Below are 16,420 nucleotides of genomic sequence, written 5' to 3' on the forward strand. Positions count from 1 at the left end.
GCAAAGGGCGCGACATCATTGCCGGGTACCCTCGCCTGGCCGGCAGCAAGGTGCGGCAAGCGCCGGCGCGCAGATTTCCGGACGGCCCGAGCAGCAATCCTCCATCAGGAACCGGATCAACCCGGACAGCGCGTCGTATTCGGCGCTGTACACGATCGAGCGGGCATCACGCCGCGCGGTGACGAGGCCGGACCGCTCCAGTTCCTTGAGGTGGAAGCTGACATTGGAGGGCGAGACCTCGACCTGTTCGGCGAGCGAGCCGGCAGCGATGCCGTCCGGTCCGGCAACGACCAACAGGCGCAGCAGGCGCAGGCGAGTTTCCTGCGACAGCGCGCCAAAGGCGATCAGGGCTTGACGTTCATCCACGTTTCAATAATCCTTGAAATGTTGAAATGAGGAATAGCCGACATGCTGTCTTCTGACAATCATAAAAACGCCGCCCCGATCGACCCCTCCGACCTGACCATCGGCGACCTGCTGGGCGCGCTGGCCGATTACAAGGACAGGCCGCTGGTGTTCCGCTATGACGGGCGGCCGGTTAAACCGGGCTATCATGTCACTGAGGTGAAGGCAGGGCAGTTCGCGGCGCTGGATTGCGAGGCCAATCCGGAATCCTGGTCGGAGATCTTCGTCCAGCTATGGGACGTGGACGAAGGCGGGCCGGTCCATATGTCGGCCGGCAAGTTCGCGGCAATCATCCGCAAGGTCTCGGATCATGTCGCCCTCGACCAGTCGGCGAAACTGACCTTCGAGGTCAGCGACGGCATCCGCCCGATGGAACTGCACTGCGCAGCCCAGCCAAGCGTCGTTGGCGGCACCATCGAGGTCGAGCTTTCGCCGCGACCGGCGAGCTGCAAGCCGCGTGACCGCTGGCTGAAGGAACAGGCGGCTGCGGGCAAGCCGAGTTGCGGAGAAAGCCGCTGCTGCTAACCCGGCGAACTGCGCCGCCGCCGCTTCAGAATCTGATCAGGCCATTGGCCTGCAGCAAATAGAGGCCCACGAGAACGATAGCGATCAGCGCCACCCAAACGACTGTCCTGCCCATGCGCGAAGTCCCAGTTGATCGGCCCTCATGAACGCACGCGCAGCGGTTGCGTTCCCCATGTACCGGGTTGCATGCTGCCCAGGGAGGATCAAGTCACGAATTGCTGAGCGGCGGGCGGCGCGTCAGTCCTTCGGCGCGTTGCTGTAGAGCGCCACGCCGATGCGGTCGTTGCGCCGCCACCGCACCAAGGCGCGATAGGTCGTATCGTCGGCTGGGACCTCGAGCAGGAAGCGTTCCGGGATCCCCGTATCGGCGGCGACGCGCAATTCTGCGCCCTGCTCGTGCTGGTTCCTGACCGAGCAGCCGATCCTGACGGCACCGGCAATGATCGTGGCTTCCTTCAGCACGAACTGGCGCGCATGAAGACGGCGCTCGGTCTCGGGATAACTGGCCATGTCCGACGGCTCCTAAGGCAAGGCTCTCCTCGCCACGGGCGGCACCATAGCAGAAAGGCGTTTCCGTTCCGTTAGCGATCAATGAAACGGCGAGCCTTGATATAGGTGCGGACTGTTGTCGAAGCTTGACGGGATCCGCGTATGGGAAGAACCGACAGTTCAGCCGATGGCAACCCCGCTCGCATGCAGCACCCAGCGGCGGCCGTCGCTGCGGAACTCGGTGAGCGACAGCGGCTCGATGTCGATCTTCCAGACCGAGGAGAGCGGCGCCCCCAGCACATGCACGATGGCGGCGCGGATCGGCACGGCATGGGTGAGCGCGATGGTGTGGCCGCCCTCGCCGGCCAGCCGCGCCATCAGCGCAGCGCCGCGCTCGGCGACGACGGCAAGCGATTCGCCGCCATGGGGTGCCGCGTCCGGATCGGCAAACCAGGCCGCCATGCCTTCCGGGTCCTCAGCCTGTACCTCCTCGAAGCTTTTCCCAGCCCAACGGCCAAAATCCTGCTCGGCAAGCAGCGGCTCGACCGTCGCTTCCAGGCAGAGCGCCTCGGCCGTCCCGCGCGCGGCAAGCGCCGGACTTGTCCAGACGCGGTCGGCCCGGCGCAGCGACGAAGCGATCGCGCCGGCGCGGTCGAAGGCGCTCGGCTCCGGCGCCTCGTCGATCGGGAAGCGGCCCTTGCGCGTGGCCTGCGTCGCGCCGCTTGCGATCATCGTCAGGCGGGCGAACATCCCAAAACTCCTTGGTCCAGTGAAATTTCGGCCGCGCGAAGCCGCGTTGGCCATTACATGTCGTTGACAGGCGAACGAAGTGCTGACAAGTGTTTTAGCGCTATACGGGATTGGAAGCCGGTGCGAGTCCGGCACGGTCGCGCCACTGTGATCGGCACCAGCCGAAAGTCAGGCCTTATTCCGCAGCATAGTTGGATCAACGGGACGCAGCATCCCACAGGAGGTCAAAATGTCCGACACCACCTTCGCCCCGACCTACGGCCCGGTTGCGATTCCCGTCCGCGAGCTCCTGCCCTGGGCCATCTTCGCCGGCCTGATGCTGATGCTGGCGATCTATTTCGTCGGCGCGGAAGAAGGCGCGACGTCGCTGATCCGTGGCACGGCGGTGCACGAGTTCGTGCATGACGGCCGCCACCTGCTCGGCTTCCCCTGCCACTAGGACCGGTTCGGCGAAGGCTGAACCGTCCTGGGTTTTGGTCTTACGCAATTGCGGACGGAAAACCGTTGCACACTTTTCCTGGAATTGCTCTGGAGCGGTTCGGCGTCGCTGAGCCGTTCTGAGTTGGTCTAGCGCAAATCCGGACGGAAAAACGCTTCGATTTTTCCGGGAATTGCTTGAAGGAACTCTGACATGGTCGGGAAACTTTTGCTCCGCGGCATGCTTGTCGGGCTGGTCGCGGGGGTTCTCGCGTTCGCCTTCGCCCGCGTCTATGGCGAGCCGCCGGTCGACAAGGCGATCGCCTTCGAGGAACAGCAGGCCCAGGCGGCCGGCGAGGCGCCGGAACCCGAGATGGTCAGCCGCGCCACGCAGGCGGGCATCGGTCTCGCAACCGGCTTGCTGGTCTATGGCGCTGCCCTTGGCGGGCTGTTCTCGCTGGTCTTTGCCTATGCCTATGGCCGCGTGGGCTCGCTCGGTCCGCGCGGCACCTCGGCGCTGCTGGCGCTGCTCGGCTTCCTTGCCGTGATCGTGGTTCCGAGCCTCAAATATCCGGCGAACCCGCCCGCGGTCGGCAACCCCGAAACCATCGCCTACCGCACCGAATTGTTCTTCATCATGATCGTGGTCTCGATCGCGGCGATGGTGGCGGCGGTCGGCCTGGCGCAGCGGCTGTGGACCCGGCTTGGCGCCTGGAACGCCTCGATCGTGGCTGGGCTCGCCTTCCTCGTCGTCTTCGCGCTGGTGAAGGCGGCCCTGCCCGACATCAACGAAGTGCCGGAAAACTTCTCGGCGACGGTGCTGTGGCAGTTCCGCGTCGCCTCGCTGGGCATCCAGCTGGTGCTGTGGGCCGTCGTCGGGCTCGGCTTCGGCGGGGTTGCCGAGCGCGTGGTCGCGGTGCGCGACCGGCGCGGCCCAACCCGCCGCTACGCCTGAAACCTATGCGCTGGCCGCCACGGTTCCTCGCCCTGGCGGCCAATTTCTTCGCGGCGACCGCCCTGCTGGTCATGCTGGCGGCATCGGCGCAAGCGCATAGCGGATCCTCCGCCCCGCCTCCCCCCGGCATCCATATTCCCAGCCTGACCCACGGCCAGATGGCGGTGATCGCGCGCCATCGCGGCGACATCCTCGACCTTGCCCAGCGCCAGACCGTGACCGATCCGACCTTTCGGCGGCTCTACAACCACGGCAATTTGCAATTCACCTACTGCCTGTGGGGCCTGATGCCGGGCAGCCTCGGCGACGAGGCCAGCCCGTTCAACGAATGCAGCCACGCCTATCTCGCCACCGCCAAGGCGCTGCTCGCCTATATGGCGACGATGCCGGCGGCCGAGGGTGAAGCCAAGGCGCTGATCTCCGACATCGACGCCGACATGGTGCGCAGCGGCGCGTCCTGGATCCTGTGCCAGTACAGCGGCGAGGCCTTCAGCACCGGCGCGGTGATCGAGCCCAGATGGCGGGACATGGTCTTCCACGCGCCGAGCCTCGCGGTGCTGCTGGTCACGATTGCGGCGCTCGCCGCCGCAAGTCGGGCGATCTTCGGCGCGAAACGGGTACGCGCTGTTTAACCGACGCGGGCCGGCTAGATACCAGGCGAAGTAACGCTGCTCGTTGCGTTGCGCAGATCGCGACAGGCGCCGCGACTACTTCGGGCGCACCCCATAGGCGGCAAGGAACGCTTCGACCGAGGCATCGGCATGGCGCTCAAGGTCGGCTTTCAAGCGCGGGTTGCTTCCGGTGAACATTGCTTCGTTCATCGGAATCCAAAGCAGCATTCCAAAGAAATGGCTGGCCGCCAAGCGGGGGTCGCCGGTCTGCAACAAGCCTCGGCTGGTGAGCTTTTGAAAGCACTCCGCCACAGAGGCAAGCATGCGCTCAAAGCCTTTGTCGTACCAACTGCGGCCAAGCTGCGGCATCCGATCGGCATTGGCGATAATCAGCCGCCGGAGCTTCAGCAACTCGTCGTTCATCAGCGTCGTGGTCAATCGCCGGGCAAGCTGCTGTAGGCCGCCCTCCAGGAATTTTGCCTCGGAAAGCAGTATCGTAACGGACTCGACAACGTCGTTGACCTGAGAAGCGGTGGACTCCACGACTTCGGTGAAGAGCGTCTCCTTGTCCGTGAAATGCTTGTAGACAGTCTGCTTGGAAGCGCTCGCCCTGGTGGCGATCTCCTCCATGCTGGTCCCGTCATAGCCCTTGGCGATGAACGCAGCGGTCGCCGCCTCGATGATCTCACGGTCCTTGCGGGCCGATCTGGTCTCAACAGCAATTTTCATGACGCCTCACGATCAGTACTAGACGGTACCGTTCCCTCATGCTAGCCATCTCGACAGTACTAGACTGACTAGTACCCGTCAATGAAACGGAGGCTCAAACCGATGGCCCAGATGCTTTTCCTCAATCTGCCAGTGCGCGATCTGCAGGCAGCGACCAAGTTTTACCTCGCGATCGGCGGCACGCTCAACCCGCAGTTCTCGAGCGACCAGGCCAGCTCGATCATGTTCTCCGAATCGATCGGGGTGATGTTGCTGACGCACCAGCACTACAGCCAGTTCACGGCCCGGCCGATCGGCGACGCCAAGCGCGAGAGCCAGATGCTGATTGCGCTGACCGTCGACAGCAAGGACGCGGTCAATGCGGTCATCGAGAAAGGCGTTGCGGCAGGCGGCCGCGCCGATCCCAACCCGGTGCAGGATCTCGGTTTCATGTTCAACCGCCACATCGAAGACCCGGACGGCAATGTCTGGGAGTTCCTGTGGATGAACCCCGCTGCCATGCAATAAACCCGTCCGTGCCACCCGAATGCCGGAACGACGCCTGGGAAACGACGGGCATCCATCCCGTCGCTCTCGTGCGCGGACAACGCCTGCGTCGTTCCGGCCAAAGTTTGATATCTCGGTGTCCCGCACCACACCTGCGGCGCGCCGTCGCCGGTGCGGCTAGCGCATTGCGGCGCGCTGGCGTAAGCATCGGCGCCTCTCCAATCCCGGACGGAACCCCCGCAGCCGCCAGCCATGTTCGTCTCCGAAAGCCTCGCCGTCACCGCAGCCTTGTGCAGCGCGCTGAGCTCCATGTTCCTCAGCGAGCTGAAGGGGCGCGTTCCCCTGCTCCAGCTTGCCCGCTGGCAGATGCTGGCGACCTTCGTGATGACCGGCTCGGTGTCGCTGGCGATCGGCGGCTGGCACACGATCGGCGCGAGGGAGTTCTGGCTGCTCGCCGGGTCGAGCTTCGCCGGCATCAGCATCGCCAGCACGACCTATTTCGCCACCATCTATTCGGTCGGCCCGCGCATCACGGCGCTGCTCTTCTCGCTCACCTCGCCATTCGCGCTGGCGCTCGGCTATCTGGTGCTCGGCGAAACCATCAGCCGGTGGCAGGCGCTGGGCGTGGCGCTGGTGCTTGCGGGCATCGTGCTTGCCATCGGCATGCCGCGGCGCTTCCTCAAGCGCGGCGACCTTGCGCCGGCGATGCCGGTCGTCACCCCTTCCACCGTGCCGGTCAGCACCGTGCCGGGTCCGCCGCTCACCGGCCGCCTGGGACCGGGCATCGTGCTCGGCGTCACCACGGCGCTCGGCCAGGCCACCGGCACCCTTCTGGCGCGACCGGCCATGGCGGCCGGCGTCGAGCCGTTCACGGCCATGGCGCTGCGCTCGGGCCTCGCTGTCATCCTGTTCATCGCGCTCACGGCAACGCCGTTCGGCAAGGGCAAAAGGGAGGCCGTCCAGTTCGGCACGGTCGGGCTCGCGGTGCTGTCCGCCTTCGTCGGCACCTCGCTCGGCATGTCCTGCCTGATGGCGGCGCTGCGAAACGGCAATGTCGGCATCATCTCGACGCTGTCCTCGATGACACCGGTCATCATCCTGCCGATGGTGTGGCTGCGCAGCAGCCAAAGGCCGACCGCAGCCGCCTGGGCCGGCGCGCTTCTCGCCATCGCCGGCACGGCGCTGATCAGCATCAGGTGAGCTGAGCCGTCATAATCAGGCAGACTCCGCGCCGGCGCTCGAAGAGCGCCGCCTCATCCATGCGCGTGCTCGTGGTGGTGGCCTTCCGGCTCGGCCATGACGAAGGGGAGGTCCTCGCTGTCCTGACCGGCCGCCAGATGCAGCCTGGCGCTGAACTCATGCGGCTCGGCCGGAGCGACAAGGCTTTGCAGATAGTGATGGTCGCCGCCGACCGGCGACAGCGGCAGGCTTTCGACGGCCCCGCCGGCGCGTTCGATGGCGACGTTCGCTTGCAAGCCCTCGGCATGGCGCGAGAGGCGCAGCCGCATGCGCTCGCCCTGCGGCGTGTCGACGATCTCGAGCAGCCCGCTGGCCAGCTTGCCCGACACCAGGAACGGGTCAGGCGCGTGGTGGTGGCCACCCTCGGCATTGGGCGCGGCAAAGCGCACCGTGGCGACGTCGAGCGCGGGAATGTGCGCGAAGAGCTCGGCCTTGAGCGAAGCGGCGATGTTGTTGGCGGCGGCAAGCAGCAGCCCGTCATTGACCGCGATCTCCACATCGATATGCAGCTTGTGGCCGAGCCAGCGGGCCTTCGCGTCGACCACCCTGTCGATCCCGGCGACATGTGCGGCGGCGTGATGAACTTCGTCGACCAGCCCCGGCTCGACACCGTCGAGCATGCGCGTCAGCACGGAGCGCGCCGACTGCCAGACGATGCCGAAGATGGCGACGGTGATGATGAGGCCGATGATCGGGTCGGCGAGCGGATAGCCAAGCCGGACGCCGACCGCGCCGGCAACGACGGCAAGGCTGGTGAGCCCGTCGGTACGCGCGTGATAGCCGTCGGCGATCAGGGCCGCGCTGTTGATCTGACGGCCGACGCGGATGCGGAAGACGGCCACCGCCTCATTGCCGAGGAAGCCGATGATGCCGGCAGCGGCCAGCCAGCCCAGGAACCGCACCGGCTGCGGATTGAGCAGGCGATCGATCGCTTCGTAACCGGCAACCAGCGCGCTCGCCAGGATGATCTGCACGATGGCGATCCCGGCAAGATCCTCGACGCGACCGAGGCCGTAGGTGAAGGTTCGGGTCGGCCTGCGTCGCGCCAGCACGAAGGCGATCCAGAGCGGAATGGCGGTCGTCGCGTCGGCGATGTTGTGGATGGTGTCGGCAAGCAGCGCCACGCTGCCCGAAAAGATGACGACGGCGAGCTGCAGCGCGGCCGTTATCGCCAGGATGACGAACGACCATTTGATCGCCCAGATGCCGCGCTCCGTCGTGGCGATCGTTGCGTCGATCACGCCATGCGTGTGCCCATGCGGGCCGTGATGGTCATGCCCCTGCCCGCCATGATCGTGTCCGCCGTGGTCATGCCCGTACGCGCCGAAGCCGAACCAGTCGAGAACCTTCGTCAACATGGGCCGCCTCACAGATATTTGGTGAGCTGCTTCAGCTCTTTCAGTGTGTCCCGGGTCGGCTCGCCCCCCTCGACAAGGCAATGCTCCATATGATCGTGGATCAGCTCGCGCTTGGCGTTGCCGACGGCGCTTTCGACGGCATGGAGCTGTTGCGCGAGGTCAAGGCAGGAACGGCCCTGCTCGAACATGGTGAGCACAGCGGCGAGATGGCCGTGCGCGCGCTTGAGCCGGGCGATGATGTCGGGATGGGAGCTGTGCATCGTCATGTCCCGATCCTATCCCCCAGGGTAGGATGCGGCAACCAAGGAAAGGACTACGTCGCACCGAGTGAGCGGGTCCGCCGATCCCCAACTTCGACGATGATATCGGTCGGCCGATCAGGCCGACTTGCGGGCAGGCTTGGCTTTTGAGGGCGCCTTGATGCCTTCCTTGGCGAGGCTCTTCCTCAGCACCGAGGCGAGGTCGACGACATTTTCCCTTGGCGGCGGCGCGGCCTTGGGCGGTTTCTTACCCTTGCGCTTGGCATCGATCATCGCGATCAGCGCATCCTCATAGGTGTCCTCGAATTTCGAAGGATCGAACTTCGTCACCTTCTTGTCGATCAAAAGCTCGGCAATCTCGAGCAGGTCCTTGTCGTATTTCGGTGACGTAAGGTCTTCGAAGACGCTCTTTTCCGAGACCATCTCGTTGCGGGTGCGCAGTTCGGTGAGCAGCATGCCCTTGCCGAAAGGCTGGATGACAACCTCGCGGCCGCGCTGATAGAGCACCACGCAGGATCTTGCCGCGACGCGCTTCTTCTTCATCGCCTCGCGCAACACGCTGAAGGCCTCGAGCGCGGCGCCATCGGCGGGGATGAGGTAATAGGGCTTTTCCAGATAGCGGGTGTCGATGTCGTCAAGGGCGACGAACTCGTCAACCTCCAGTGTATGCGCCGAGGTGAGTTTCAGCTTCTTGATCTCATCCGGCTCGATCTCGATGAAATCGTCCTTCTCCAGTTCGAAGCCCTTGGTCTGGTCCTGGGCCTCGACGACATCGCCGGTCTGCTCGTCGACATAGGCGCTTTTCACCGGCAAGCCGTCCTTACGGTTCAGGATCTTGAAATGAACTTTTCCGGTTTCGCTGGTCGCGCCGACCAGCTTCACGCCGCACGAGACCGACCCGACCTTCAGAAAACCCTTCCAAACCGCGCGCGGCGCAACCATGTGCCATTCCCGTTGTCGTTGCGATCAACAGGAACATCTGGGGCCCCGCGTGGTTCCGCGCGGGCCAAGTGCCACTAGTGCGCGGCCGCCCTGGCGTAGCGTCCGGGCGGCTGGCCGACATGGCGGCTGAAGGCGGTGCTGAAGGTGCTGGCCGAGCCATAGCCGACGCGCTCGGCGATCTCGGCGATATCGCCCTCCTGCCGGCGCAGCAGATCCTTCGCCAGCGCCATGCGCCAGGCCAGCAGATATTCCATCGGCGGCACGCCGACGCCGCGCACGAAGCGGTCGAAGAAGGCGGAGCGCGAAAGCGCGGCCTCCTTCGCCAGTTCGACGATCGTCCACGGCCGCGCCGGATCGGCGTGCATCCGGCGGATCGCCTCCGCCAGCCGCGCGTCGCCCAGGCCGCGCAGCAGGCCGGCCGGCGCGTCGGGCGTCTGCGCCTGCCGCAGGGATTCGACCAGCAGGATTTCGATCAGCCGGGTCAGCACCAGGTCGCGCCCCGAATGCCGGCCCGCCGCCTCCTCGATCAGCAGCTTCACCAGGACCGACAGCCGCTCGACGCCGCGGACATGGACCTGAGCAGGCAGCAGTGAAACCAGCAGGCCGGAATCCTCCCCATCGAAGAGGAAATAGCCGCCAAGCATGCGCAGGTCCGGCGGGCCGTCCTGCCTGCCGTGCCGGACCTCCTCCGTCGCGGCCGCGGCAAGGTTGAGATCGATCAGCGTCGGAACGACCGGCTCGAAGCCCGTCATGGTGAAACCGGGCGTTGAAGGCAGCAGCACGAAATCGCTGGCCTCGAGCGTCAAGGGAGGCTGGCCGTCCACCGCCAACAGGCAGGCTCCCTCGATGACGACGGCGAAGCTCGGATGGCCGAAATCGGCGTAGCGGACCCCCCAGCGCCCGGCGCCGCTGATGCCCTTGGTGAACACGGCGCGCGGCCTGAGCAAGCCTATGATTTCGGAGAGCGGATCGACCATATCAGGACTTTTGCAAACAAAATCAGGACTGTCAATTATAGATAGTCCGGCACCCTGCCGGTAACTTGCCGCTGTGCAAATCGAACAGCAGGGACCGATCCCATGAAAACCATCCTGATCACCGGCGCTTCCTCGGGCTATGGCCTCGAGACGGCGCGCCATTTCCTCTCGAATGGCTGGAACGTCGTCGCGACGATGCGAAGCCCGCGCGAGGATGTGTTGCCGCGTTCGCCGGCGTTGCGCATCCTGCCGCTCGACGTGACGGACGACAAAAGCATCGCGGCGGCGATCGAAGCGGCGGGGCCGATCGACGCACTGGTCAACAATGCCGGCATCGGTGTCGCCGGAGCTTTCGAGGCGACGCCGATGGCGCATATCCGCAAGGTCTTCGAGACCAACACGTTCGGCGTCATGGCGATGACCCAGGCGGTGATCCCGCAGATGCGCAAGCGCCGTTCCGGCGTCATCGTCAATGTGACGTCGAGCGCCACGCTGGCGCCCTTCCCGCTGGCGGCGGCCTATACCGCGAGCAAGCAGGCGATCGAAGGTTTCACCGGGTCGCTGGCGCTGGAGCTCGCGCCCTTCCACGTCCGCGCCAAGCTGGTCGAGCCCGGTTACGGGCCGACGACGAGGTTCACCGCCAACACCGGCGTCAATGTCCAGGACCTTATCCCCGAGGCCTATGCCGACTTTGCCAGGGCAGTCTTCGGCAATCTCGCCGATCCGGCGATGGCCGGGGCTCTGACCACCAGGGAAATCGATGTCGCCGAAGGTGTGTGGCGGGCCGTCAACGACACGACCGGCACGCTGCGCTTCCCCGCCGGGGCCGATGCGGTCGCCCTGGCGCAGACCGCATAGGGAAGACCGAGGCCCATTCGCCTGCAATTCGAGGGGTCAGCGCCTGCCTCGACAGGCGCGGCCTCGGACTTCTCCTTGGGTTCAGCTCCTCCCTCGCCTCTGGCGAGGCTGTCAGGCGGCAACCAAACGCTTGTTTTCCCGTTTATTTCAGCGGCTGCCGGCGCCCATCGTGCCGTCAGCCGGCTCCGACGGCCAGAACCGCAGAGCGGAAAGGAGGCGTCGATGACACGGCCGGCAGTAGAGATCGGCGACAGGGTGGCCGTGATCGCCACCGTGATCGAGCGCATCAACGACCGCGTGACGCTCAGCCTCGACGGCAACGGCCATCGCTATTCGATGGTCGAGCCAAACGCCAAGGCAGGCGACAAGCTGAGGCTGGAGGGCGAGGTCGTCCATGTCGACGAGGATCTCGGACGCACGACGGTGCAGGTGCTGGGGCGGGTGACCGTCGACACCGGGTCGGTCGAGATGGTGACGAAACGTTGCGACCTCGACCATATCGGCTCGAACGTGCCTGGCCACCCTCGCCCGCGCACGCAACCGATACCGCACGGGTGAAGCCAGGCAGCGATCCTTCCCGGTGAAACGGCGGTCGCTCACAGGGGCGTTGCCGTTACCGACGCTCTCCGTTGCCCTAATGGCGCTTGAAATACTGCACTTCACGCTCGTGCTTTTCGGCCGCCTCGCGCGACTTGAAGGTGCCGAGATTGCGGCGCTTGCCGGTTCTCGGGTCGACCTTGCGCGAATAGAGCCGGTATTCGCCGGTTTTCAGTTTGCGGATCATGGAAACCTCCTATGCGGGGCCATGATTTCAACCCGCCGGGGCCGACTCGGTTCCGATCACCATGGCAGCCCGCGCCCGGCCGGCGGGAAAAACGCTTCTGTCGGTGAACCATTTCACGGACGCAAACGACCCAATGTCGGAATCGACATCGCAACGACACGATTAAGTCGAATTATTTGTATTCAAATGACTTTCGCGACGTTATGCGGATGTTGCGAGCGTGCCGGATCTGAGGAGGGTGAGATGGTGACGGCGAAGCTTCACGGTGTTGAACTCGTCAGGGGACAGAAGTGGACGGTGCGCGTCACCGCCTATGGCACGACGCTGATCTTTCCCTTCGAAGCCGAGCAATATGCGCGTTCCTACGCGGATGGCCAGGCTTTCCGCCTCGGCGTCGAGGTCGTCGAGCTGAAGGACTGCGCCTGAGAGGCCAAATCCGGTGTTCGGCCGTTGGCCCGCGGACCCGCACGGCCGTATACGATAGGCTCATGTCGGCTCTCGACTCGGCAAAGCAATGGGCGCGCGCCATCAAGCGCGATGCGGTGGCGCTGTGGATCGCAGCCCGTGATTCGCGCGTGCCCTGGTACGCAAAAGCCACCGCGGGCGCCGTCGCGGCCTATGCGCTGAGCCCGATCGATCTCATCCCGGACTTCATCCCGATCATCGGCTATCTGGACGACCTGCTGATCGTGCCTCTCGGCATCATGCTCGCGGTCAGGCTGATGCCGCCCGACCTGATGCGGGAATTCCGCGAAGAAGCCGCGCGGCGCGAGAAGCCGGTCAGCAAAGCGGGTCTCGCCTTCATGATCGCGGTCTGGGTGCTGGCGGCGCTGGCGCTCACCTGGCTGTTCTGGCCGAAGCCGGCCTAAGCGTCGATTGTACTGGAGCTCGCCGTTCTTGCGCCGAGAGCGGCGCCCATCCTGTTGAATTAGCGGCCTCTTGTATTCGATGCAAATCAGGATCATGCTGAAGAGTGCGCAAAACAACATGCGTAGCGGGTGGGTCAAAAGGGGTAAGGCGTGATGGAGTTTGCAGTCTGCTACGACCACAGCGGGTTCGATCTGGCGTGGTCGATCTTCCTCGATCTCACTGCTTTCCTTGCGCTGATGACGCCATGGGCGATCGCGCGGTTGATCGAGATCGCGCGCGAGGATGCCGCCACCGGATTGCAGGTCGCGTGACGGGCTGAAAGCCGCCTTCCTGGAATTGCCCCTAAAGCGCGTCGCGATCTTTCAGATTCGCTCCATGCGCTTTGGGTTTTTGATTTGCGCATGTCTTTGCCCGAAACCGGTTACGACTTTCGGGAGACATGCTTTAGCCGTCGCGGCCGACCTTTCGGATCGGCAAGTCGCCGAACAGGGCCGAACAGTCAATCTCCTCCCGGAAATGCGCCTGCGGATCGAGCACCAGCCAGGAAGCGTGGGTGCGAAGCTTCTTCAGCCTGGCGTTCTTTTCCGCACGCGCCAAGCGCTCCGCCTCGTCTGTTGAGGCTTGAACCGGCCTTTCGGCCTTGTGATGGTGAGGAATCCTCGGCATCGCGGGCTAGAACGCGCCCGACCAGCTTTCGTTCCGCCGCATTGCGATGGCCACGGCCATACGTTTCGACGACGGACCAGCCTTGCAGCATTCAGGGAGTGGGGTAGCCCGGCTTGCCTTGGCGGTAAAAGAGTACGGCTCTCTTACAGGCAAGCCGGGCTAAAGCGCCGACCATTGGGTTTCCTTGGGGGGAGCCGGCGCACGGCCACACTGTCGGTTTCCACCTGTGCCCGCAATTGTCGCTGAGGTCCTATGCGCCGGCGCAATGGTCCGAGCGGCCAGGGCCGAAACGTTCCTGCGTGGAATCGGCCGGCTTCCGGACGCCTGAACGCTCAAGCCCGCGTAGACCGGCTGCCTTTTTGGAGCGTGCTCTTGACGAAATGCTCGGCGTGCCGCGCCCACTCGGCTTCGGTGACGTCGTTCTCCCGAACAGACTGCCTGAAAGCTTCGCGCAATGCCTCGAGCTCAAAAATCGATAGCCGCTGATTGGTTTTGTGGTTTTTTGTGCCGACGTCCATACTGCGTTGCCACGAACAGCAAGGTAACGCCCATCGTATAGGCGGCGCGTGTCTGGCCGATCAAGGCCTTGGCCCGACTTCTTTTGGGGGCAAATGCGGTCGCTACCTCCCGCTTCTTACGCGAGCACAGAGCGGCCCGGCCGCGGGCCTCGGGCATCCGAGAGACATCGCTATATATTCATATCCACAACGCCCGACGGCAGGACCGCGCCGGAGCGAGACTGCCGGGGCGTGGCGCTATATTCTGCGCGGCATACGTCTTTTGGTATGGACCTGGCGCCGGATTGGTGGTTGTGTCGGCGCTGCAAGAAATTAGGGTGGCAGCCGGCCCGCGTCTTCCCCGTCAATTGGAGTGGCGCGGGCATTTGCCATTCGGGGGTATGAGCGACCTTGCCGCTTGCGAATCGGGCTGCTCCGCCGGCGCGCCGGCAACGGCCCGTCATTAACCTTCCTCATCGGCACGGACCAAGGTCGGTGTCGCAATTGCGTCCCCTCGCCTATACTCTCGCGAACGGGTGGGTGAACGGTGCCGATGTTCGGGAGGTATCTGAAACGACTTGCAGGAATCTGGGGCGGGCTCTCGCTTGCCTGGCAGTTCGTGATCGCGGGAGGCATCGGCCTTCTGGCGGTGATGCTCGTGGTCGGGCTGTGGGTGACATCGCAGATCCGTGACGGCGTCTTGCACAATTCCGCCGCCACCACCGCGCTCTATGTCGACAGCGTGATCGCGCCGCTGCTGCCCGACATGCGCAAGAGCCAGCAGCTGGACGACACCGTCAAACGGGCGCTGGACGAGACGCTCGGCCAGGGAGCGCTTGGGAAAAGGCTGGTGTCGTTCAAGCTATGGCGGCGCGACGGCACGATTCTCTATTCGAAGGACGCCAGCCTCATCGGCAGGCAGATAAAGCCCAACGCCAACCTCGTCGCCGCTTTCGCCGGCAATGTCATGGTCAAATACAACTCCAACAGGCTCGTAGACGAGGAAGACGAGAAGGAACGGTCGATGGGAGTGCCGCTGCTCGAGATCTACAACCCGGTGCGCGAACCCTGGTCGGGCGAGGTCGTGGCCGTGTCTGAATTCTACGAATTGTCCGGCGATTTTGAGGAATCGCTGCACTCGGCCCTGTTGTGGAGCTGGCTGGTAGTGGCGGGCGCCACGGCGGCGGCGCTTGCGCTGCTCTCGGGCATCGTTTTCCGGGGCAGCCGCACCATCGTCACGCAGCAGGCGGCGCTCGAGGCCAAGGTCTCCGAATTGCAGGCGGCACTGGCGCAGAACTCGATGCTGCGGCAGCGCGTCCAGCGCGCCTCGCGCCGCGCCACCGCCATCAACGAGCGCTATCTGAGGCGAATCGGCGCCGACCTGCATGACGGGCCGGCGCAACTTGTGGCGCTCGCCGCGCTCAGGATGGACAGCCCGGCGCTGGTCGATCCGGCCACGTCGAGCACGCTGCGCGAAGCCGAGATCGCCGGTATCCACAAGACGCTCGGCGAAGCGATGCGCGAGATACGCGGCATCTGCAACGGGCTGGTGCTGCCGCAGATCGAAACCCAGGCCATCGCCGACATCCTGCGCCTGGCGGTGGCCGAGCATGAGCGCCGCACCAGCACCAATGTGTTACTAACCCTGCCAGAGCGCTTGCCGGAACTCGGCACCTCGGAAAAGATCAGCATCTATCGCTTCGTGCAGGAAGGCCTGAACAACGCCTTCCGGCACGGCAAGGGCAAGGGCCAGCAGGTCAGGGCCACGACGAAAGGCGGCAAGCTTCTTGTCGAGGTCGTGGACACCGGCCCCGGCTTCGATCCGGCCCGAAGCGAGGGACTTGGGCTTGCGGGCCTCAGGGAACGTATAGAAAGCATAGGCGGTCAGTTCGAGACACTGACAGGCCCCGGAGGAACAAGACTGGTGATCACCTTGTCTGTCGAGGAGCAACCGTGAGCACACCCATCCGCATCGCAATAGTCGACGACCACCCCCTGTTTCGCGAGGGCGTTGCGCGCAGCCTCGGCGAGATAGGCGGCTTCGAACTCGTGGGTGAAGGCGCCAGCGCCGAGGACGCCGAAAGGCTGGTGCGCGCCAGCACGCCCGATATCCTCCTGCTCGACATCAGCATGCCGGGCGGCGGCCTCGGCGCGCTCGCCAGCATCCTTTCAGCGACGCCCGAGCAGAAGATCGTCATGTTGACGGTGTCGGAGACCAATGCCGACGTCGCCCAGGCGCTGAAGGCCGGCGCGCGCGGCTATGTGCTGAAAGGCGTCGGCTCCAAGGCGCTGGCCGAGATCCTGCGCGATGTCGCCAACGGCCAGAGCTATGTATCGCCGAGCCTCTCGGCCAGGCTGCTTTCCGACCTTCTGCAGCCTACCGGCAGCAAGCCGGATCCGCTCGCCCAGCTCACCGGCCGCGAGGCCGAGATCCTGAAGCTGGTCGCGGAGGGGCTGAGCAACAAGGAAGTGGCCGCCCGGCTGTCATTGCAGGAAAAGACGGTCAAGCACCACATGACCAGGGTGCTCGCCAAGCTCAACGTGCGCAACCGCACCGAAGCGGCGCTGCTGATGCATGAGGCAAGGGAGAGGAATTAGGGGA

General features: G+C 64.7%; 24 protein-coding genes and 1 riboswitch. Of the genes, 13 read left to right on the forward strand and 11 right to left on the reverse strand.

The genetic code is table 11. The features are described 5' to 3' along the window. Positions 1-15: 15 nt before the first annotated feature. Complete coding sequence (locus DPM35_RS00665) at positions 16-366, reverse strand: ArsR/SmtB family transcription factor (protein WP_112125430.1); 351 nt, start codon at positions 364-366, stop codon at positions 16-18. Between the two features lie 42 nt (positions 367-408). Between DPM35_RS00665 and DPM35_RS00670 the strand changes: the two genes are divergently transcribed. Continuing rightward, entirely contained in the window at positions 409-930 is a 522-nt protein-coding gene (locus tag DPM35_RS00670) for a DUF6428 family protein (protein WP_112125431.1), read from the forward strand. 237 nt (positions 931-1,167) lie between these two features. On the opposite strand, the gene DPM35_RS00675 is transcribed toward DPM35_RS00670, so the two are convergent. Together DPM35_RS00675 and DPM35_RS00680 are read right to left on the reverse strand one after the other, a co-directional pair. Then, positions 1,168-1,440, reverse strand: a complete 273-nt coding sequence (locus tag DPM35_RS00675; RefSeq protein ID WP_112125432.1) for a PilZ domain-containing protein — start codon at positions 1,438-1,440, stop codon at positions 1,168-1,170. A gap of 159 nt (positions 1,441-1,599) precedes the next feature. After that, positions 1,600-2,169, reverse strand: a complete 570-nt coding sequence (locus tag DPM35_RS00680) for a histidine phosphatase family protein (protein WP_112125433.1) — start codon at positions 2,167-2,169, stop codon at positions 1,600-1,602. Positions 2,170-2,254: 85 nt separating this feature from the next. After that, a riboswitch (adenosylcobalamin (AdoCbl) riboswitch) is annotated at positions 2,255-2,399 on the forward strand. Between DPM35_RS00680 and DPM35_RS00685 the strand changes: the two genes are divergently transcribed. The 3 genes from DPM35_RS00685 (at position 2,399) to DPM35_RS00695 (ending at position 4,173) form a co-directional block, all read left to right on the forward strand. After that, positions 2,399-2,608: a CbtB domain-containing protein gene (locus tag DPM35_RS00685; protein WP_095815891.1), complete on the forward strand. Its 210-nt coding sequence runs from the start codon at positions 2,399-2,401 to the stop codon at positions 2,606-2,608. It overlaps the preceding riboswitch by 1 nt. Positions 2,609-2,800: 192 nt before the next feature. After that, positions 2,801-3,541 (forward strand): CbtA family protein, encoded by a 741-nt coding sequence (locus DPM35_RS00690; protein WP_112125434.1) that lies wholly within the window; start codon positions 2,801-2,803, stop codon positions 3,539-3,541. A gap of 5 nt (positions 3,542-3,546) precedes the next feature. Beyond that, a complete protein-coding gene (locus DPM35_RS00695; RefSeq protein WP_112125435.1) occupies positions 3,547-4,173 on the forward strand; it encodes a hypothetical protein in 627 nt (208 codons plus the stop codon). Between the two features lie 75 nt (positions 4,174-4,248). On the opposite strand, the gene DPM35_RS00700 is transcribed toward DPM35_RS00695, so the two are convergent. Then, positions 4,249-4,881 carry a TetR/AcrR family transcriptional regulator gene (locus DPM35_RS00700; protein WP_112125436.1) on the reverse strand — a complete coding sequence of 211 codons (633 nt, stop codon included), beginning with the start codon at positions 4,879-4,881 and terminating at the stop codon, positions 4,249-4,251. Positions 4,882-4,983: 102 nt separating this feature from the next. Here DPM35_RS00700 and DPM35_RS00705 point away from each other — a divergent pair, with 102 nt between their 5' ends. Together DPM35_RS00705 and DPM35_RS00710 are read left to right on the forward strand one after the other, a co-directional pair. Then, positions 4,984-5,388: a VOC family protein gene (locus tag DPM35_RS00705; RefSeq protein ID WP_112125437.1), complete on the forward strand. Its 405-nt coding sequence runs from the start codon at positions 4,984-4,986 to the stop codon at positions 5,386-5,388. Positions 5,389-5,619: 231 nt separating this feature from the next. After that, positions 5,620-6,567 (forward strand): DMT family transporter, encoded by a 948-nt coding sequence (locus tag DPM35_RS00710; RefSeq protein ID WP_112125438.1) that lies wholly within the window; start codon positions 5,620-5,622, stop codon positions 6,565-6,567. A 53-nt stretch (positions 6,568-6,620) separates the two neighbouring features. On the opposite strand, the gene DPM35_RS00715 is transcribed toward DPM35_RS00710, so the two are convergent. The 4 genes from DPM35_RS00715 to DPM35_RS00730 all read right to left on the reverse strand — a co-directional run bounded on the left by DPM35_RS00715 (position 6,621) and on the right by DPM35_RS00730 (position 10,143). Beyond that, positions 6,621-7,964, reverse strand: a complete 1,344-nt coding sequence (locus DPM35_RS00715) for a cation diffusion facilitator family transporter (protein WP_112125439.1) — start codon at positions 7,962-7,964, stop codon at positions 6,621-6,623. Between the two features lie 8 nt (positions 7,965-7,972). After that, positions 7,973-8,230: a metal-sensing transcriptional repressor gene (locus tag DPM35_RS00720; RefSeq protein WP_112125440.1), complete on the reverse strand. Its 258-nt coding sequence runs from the start codon at positions 8,228-8,230 to the stop codon at positions 7,973-7,975. A gap of 111 nt (positions 8,231-8,341) precedes the next feature. After that, positions 8,342-9,166 carry a non-homologous end joining protein Ku gene (gene ku / locus DPM35_RS00725; protein ID WP_112125441.1) on the reverse strand — a complete coding sequence of 275 codons (825 nt, stop codon included), beginning with the start codon at positions 9,164-9,166 and terminating at the stop codon, positions 8,342-8,344. A 74-nt stretch (positions 9,167-9,240) separates the two neighbouring features. Next, positions 9,241-10,143, reverse strand: coding sequence for an AraC family transcriptional regulator (locus DPM35_RS00730; RefSeq protein WP_112125442.1), 903 nt, complete (start codon positions 10,141-10,143; stop codon positions 9,241-9,243). A gap of 102 nt (positions 10,144-10,245) precedes the next feature. On the opposite strand from DPM35_RS00730, the gene DPM35_RS00735 reads away from it, so the two are divergent. Further along, a complete protein-coding gene (locus DPM35_RS00735; RefSeq protein WP_112125443.1) occupies positions 10,246-11,001 on the forward strand; it encodes an SDR family oxidoreductase in 756 nt (251 codons plus the stop codon). Positions 11,002-11,223: 222 nt separating this feature from the next. Further along, positions 11,224-11,559, forward strand: coding sequence for a hypothetical protein (locus DPM35_RS00740; RefSeq protein ID WP_146767899.1), 336 nt, complete (start codon positions 11,224-11,226; stop codon positions 11,557-11,559). Between the two features lie 76 nt (positions 11,560-11,635). Here DPM35_RS00740 and DPM35_RS00745 read toward each other — a convergent pair whose 3' ends face one another. Beyond that, a complete protein-coding gene (locus tag DPM35_RS00745; protein ID WP_095816402.1) occupies positions 11,636-11,785 on the reverse strand; it encodes a hypothetical protein in 150 nt (49 codons plus the stop codon). 243 nt (positions 11,786-12,028) lie between these two features. On the opposite strand from DPM35_RS00745, the gene DPM35_RS00750 reads away from it, so the two are divergent. From DPM35_RS00750 to DPM35_RS32305, 3 genes are all read left to right on the forward strand, one after another. After that, positions 12,029-12,211 (forward strand): hypothetical protein, encoded by a 183-nt coding sequence (locus DPM35_RS00750; protein ID WP_036258067.1) that lies wholly within the window; start codon positions 12,029-12,031, stop codon positions 12,209-12,211. A gap of 62 nt (positions 12,212-12,273) precedes the next feature. Next, a complete protein-coding gene (locus DPM35_RS00755) occupies positions 12,274-12,654 on the forward strand; it encodes a YkvA family protein (protein ID WP_112125445.1) in 381 nt (126 codons plus the stop codon). 150 nt (positions 12,655-12,804) lie between these two features. Then, complete coding sequence (locus DPM35_RS32305) at positions 12,805-12,966, forward strand: hypothetical protein (RefSeq protein ID WP_181591933.1); 162 nt, start codon at positions 12,805-12,807, stop codon at positions 12,964-12,966. 133 nt (positions 12,967-13,099) lie between these two features. Here the strand turns inward: DPM35_RS32305 and DPM35_RS00760 are convergent, their stop codons facing one another. Further along, positions 13,100-13,252 (reverse strand): hypothetical protein, encoded by a 153-nt coding sequence (locus tag DPM35_RS00760; RefSeq protein WP_181591880.1) that lies wholly within the window; start codon positions 13,250-13,252, stop codon positions 13,100-13,102. A gap of 401 nt (positions 13,253-13,653) precedes the next feature. Next, positions 13,654-13,839 (reverse strand): hypothetical protein, encoded by a 186-nt coding sequence (locus DPM35_RS00765; RefSeq protein ID WP_112125446.1) that lies wholly within the window; start codon positions 13,837-13,839, stop codon positions 13,654-13,656. Positions 13,840-14,371: 532 nt separating this feature from the next. Between DPM35_RS00765 and DPM35_RS00770 the strand changes: the two genes are divergently transcribed. Then, the gene (locus DPM35_RS00770; RefSeq protein ID WP_112125447.1) at positions 14,372-15,775 is read left to right on the forward strand and encodes a sensor histidine kinase; all 1,404 of its coding nucleotides are present in this window, start codon (positions 14,372-14,374) and stop codon (positions 15,773-15,775) included. Continuing rightward, positions 15,772-16,416 (forward strand): response regulator, encoded by a 645-nt coding sequence (locus tag DPM35_RS00775; protein ID WP_112125448.1) that lies wholly within the window; start codon positions 15,772-15,774, stop codon positions 16,414-16,416. Before DPM35_RS00770 ends, DPM35_RS00775 begins: the two co-directional genes overlap by 4 nt. The last annotated feature ends 4 nt before the right edge of the window (positions 16,417-16,420 follow it).

It is taken from the genome of Mesorhizobium atlanticum (genome assembly GCF_003289965.1).
Classification (GTDB): Bacteria; Pseudomonadota; Alphaproteobacteria; order Rhizobiales; family Rhizobiaceae; genus Mesorhizobium; species Mesorhizobium atlanticum.

Bases quoted from the DNA above. Each gene is read 5' to 3' on its own strand.
- DPM35_RS00730 (WP_112125442.1), bottom strand. From the start codon at position 10,143: ATGGTCGATCCGCTCTCCGAAATCATAGGCTTGCTCAGGCCGCGCGCC.
- DPM35_RS00670 (WP_112125431.1), top strand. From the start codon at position 409: ATGCTGTCTTCTGACAATCATAAAAACGCCGCCCCGATCGACCCCTCC.
- ku (WP_112125441.1), bottom strand. From the start codon at position 9,166: ATGGTTGCGCCGCGCGCGGTTTGGAAGGGTTTTCTGAAGGTCGGGTCG.
- DPM35_RS00735 (WP_112125443.1), top strand. From the start codon at position 10,246: ATGAAAACCATCCTGATCACCGGCGCTTCCTCGGGCTATGGCCTCGAG.
- DPM35_RS00685 (WP_095815891.1), top strand. From the start codon at position 2,399: ATGTCCGACACCACCTTCGCCCCGACCTACGGCCCGGTTGCGATTCCC.
- DPM35_RS00705 (WP_112125437.1), top strand. From the start codon at position 4,984: ATGGCCCAGATGCTTTTCCTCAATCTGCCAGTGCGCGATCTGCAGGCA.
- DPM35_RS00720 (WP_112125440.1), bottom strand. From the start codon at position 8,230: ATGACGATGCACAGCTCCCATCCCGACATCATCGCCCGGCTCAAGCGC.
- DPM35_RS00745 (WP_095816402.1), bottom strand. From the start codon at position 11,785: ATGATCCGCAAACTGAAAACCGGCGAATACCGGCTCTATTCGCGCAAG.
- DPM35_RS00750 (WP_036258067.1), top strand. From the start codon at position 12,029: ATGGTGACGGCGAAGCTTCACGGTGTTGAACTCGTCAGGGGACAGAAG.
- DPM35_RS00765 (WP_112125446.1), bottom strand. From the start codon at position 13,839: ATGGACGTCGGCACAAAAAACCACAAAACCAATCAGCGGCTATCGATT.
- DPM35_RS00680 (WP_112125433.1), bottom strand. From the start codon at position 2,169: ATGTTCGCCCGCCTGACGATGATCGCAAGCGGCGCGACGCAGGCCACG.
- DPM35_RS00690 (WP_112125434.1), top strand. From the start codon at position 2,801: ATGGTCGGGAAACTTTTGCTCCGCGGCATGCTTGTCGGGCTGGTCGCG.
- DPM35_RS00770 (WP_112125447.1), top strand. From the start codon at position 14,372: ATGTTCGGGAGGTATCTGAAACGACTTGCAGGAATCTGGGGCGGGCTC.
- DPM35_RS00740 (WP_146767899.1), top strand. From the start codon at position 11,224: ATGACACGGCCGGCAGTAGAGATCGGCGACAGGGTGGCCGTGATCGCC.
- DPM35_RS00700 (WP_112125436.1), bottom strand. From the start codon at position 4,881: ATGAAAATTGCTGTTGAGACCAGATCGGCCCGCAAGGACCGTGAGATC.
- DPM35_RS00755 (WP_112125445.1), top strand. From the start codon at position 12,274: ATGTCGGCTCTCGACTCGGCAAAGCAATGGGCGCGCGCCATCAAGCGC.
- DPM35_RS00710 (WP_112125438.1), top strand. From the start codon at position 5,620: ATGTTCGTCTCCGAAAGCCTCGCCGTCACCGCAGCCTTGTGCAGCGCG.
- DPM35_RS00675 (WP_112125432.1), bottom strand. From the start codon at position 1,440: ATGGCCAGTTATCCCGAGACCGAGCGCCGTCTTCATGCGCGCCAGTTC.
- DPM35_RS00695 (WP_112125435.1), top strand. From the start codon at position 3,547: ATGCGCTGGCCGCCACGGTTCCTCGCCCTGGCGGCCAATTTCTTCGCG.
- DPM35_RS00715 (WP_112125439.1), bottom strand. From the start codon at position 7,964: ATGTTGACGAAGGTTCTCGACTGGTTCGGCTTCGGCGCGTACGGGCAT.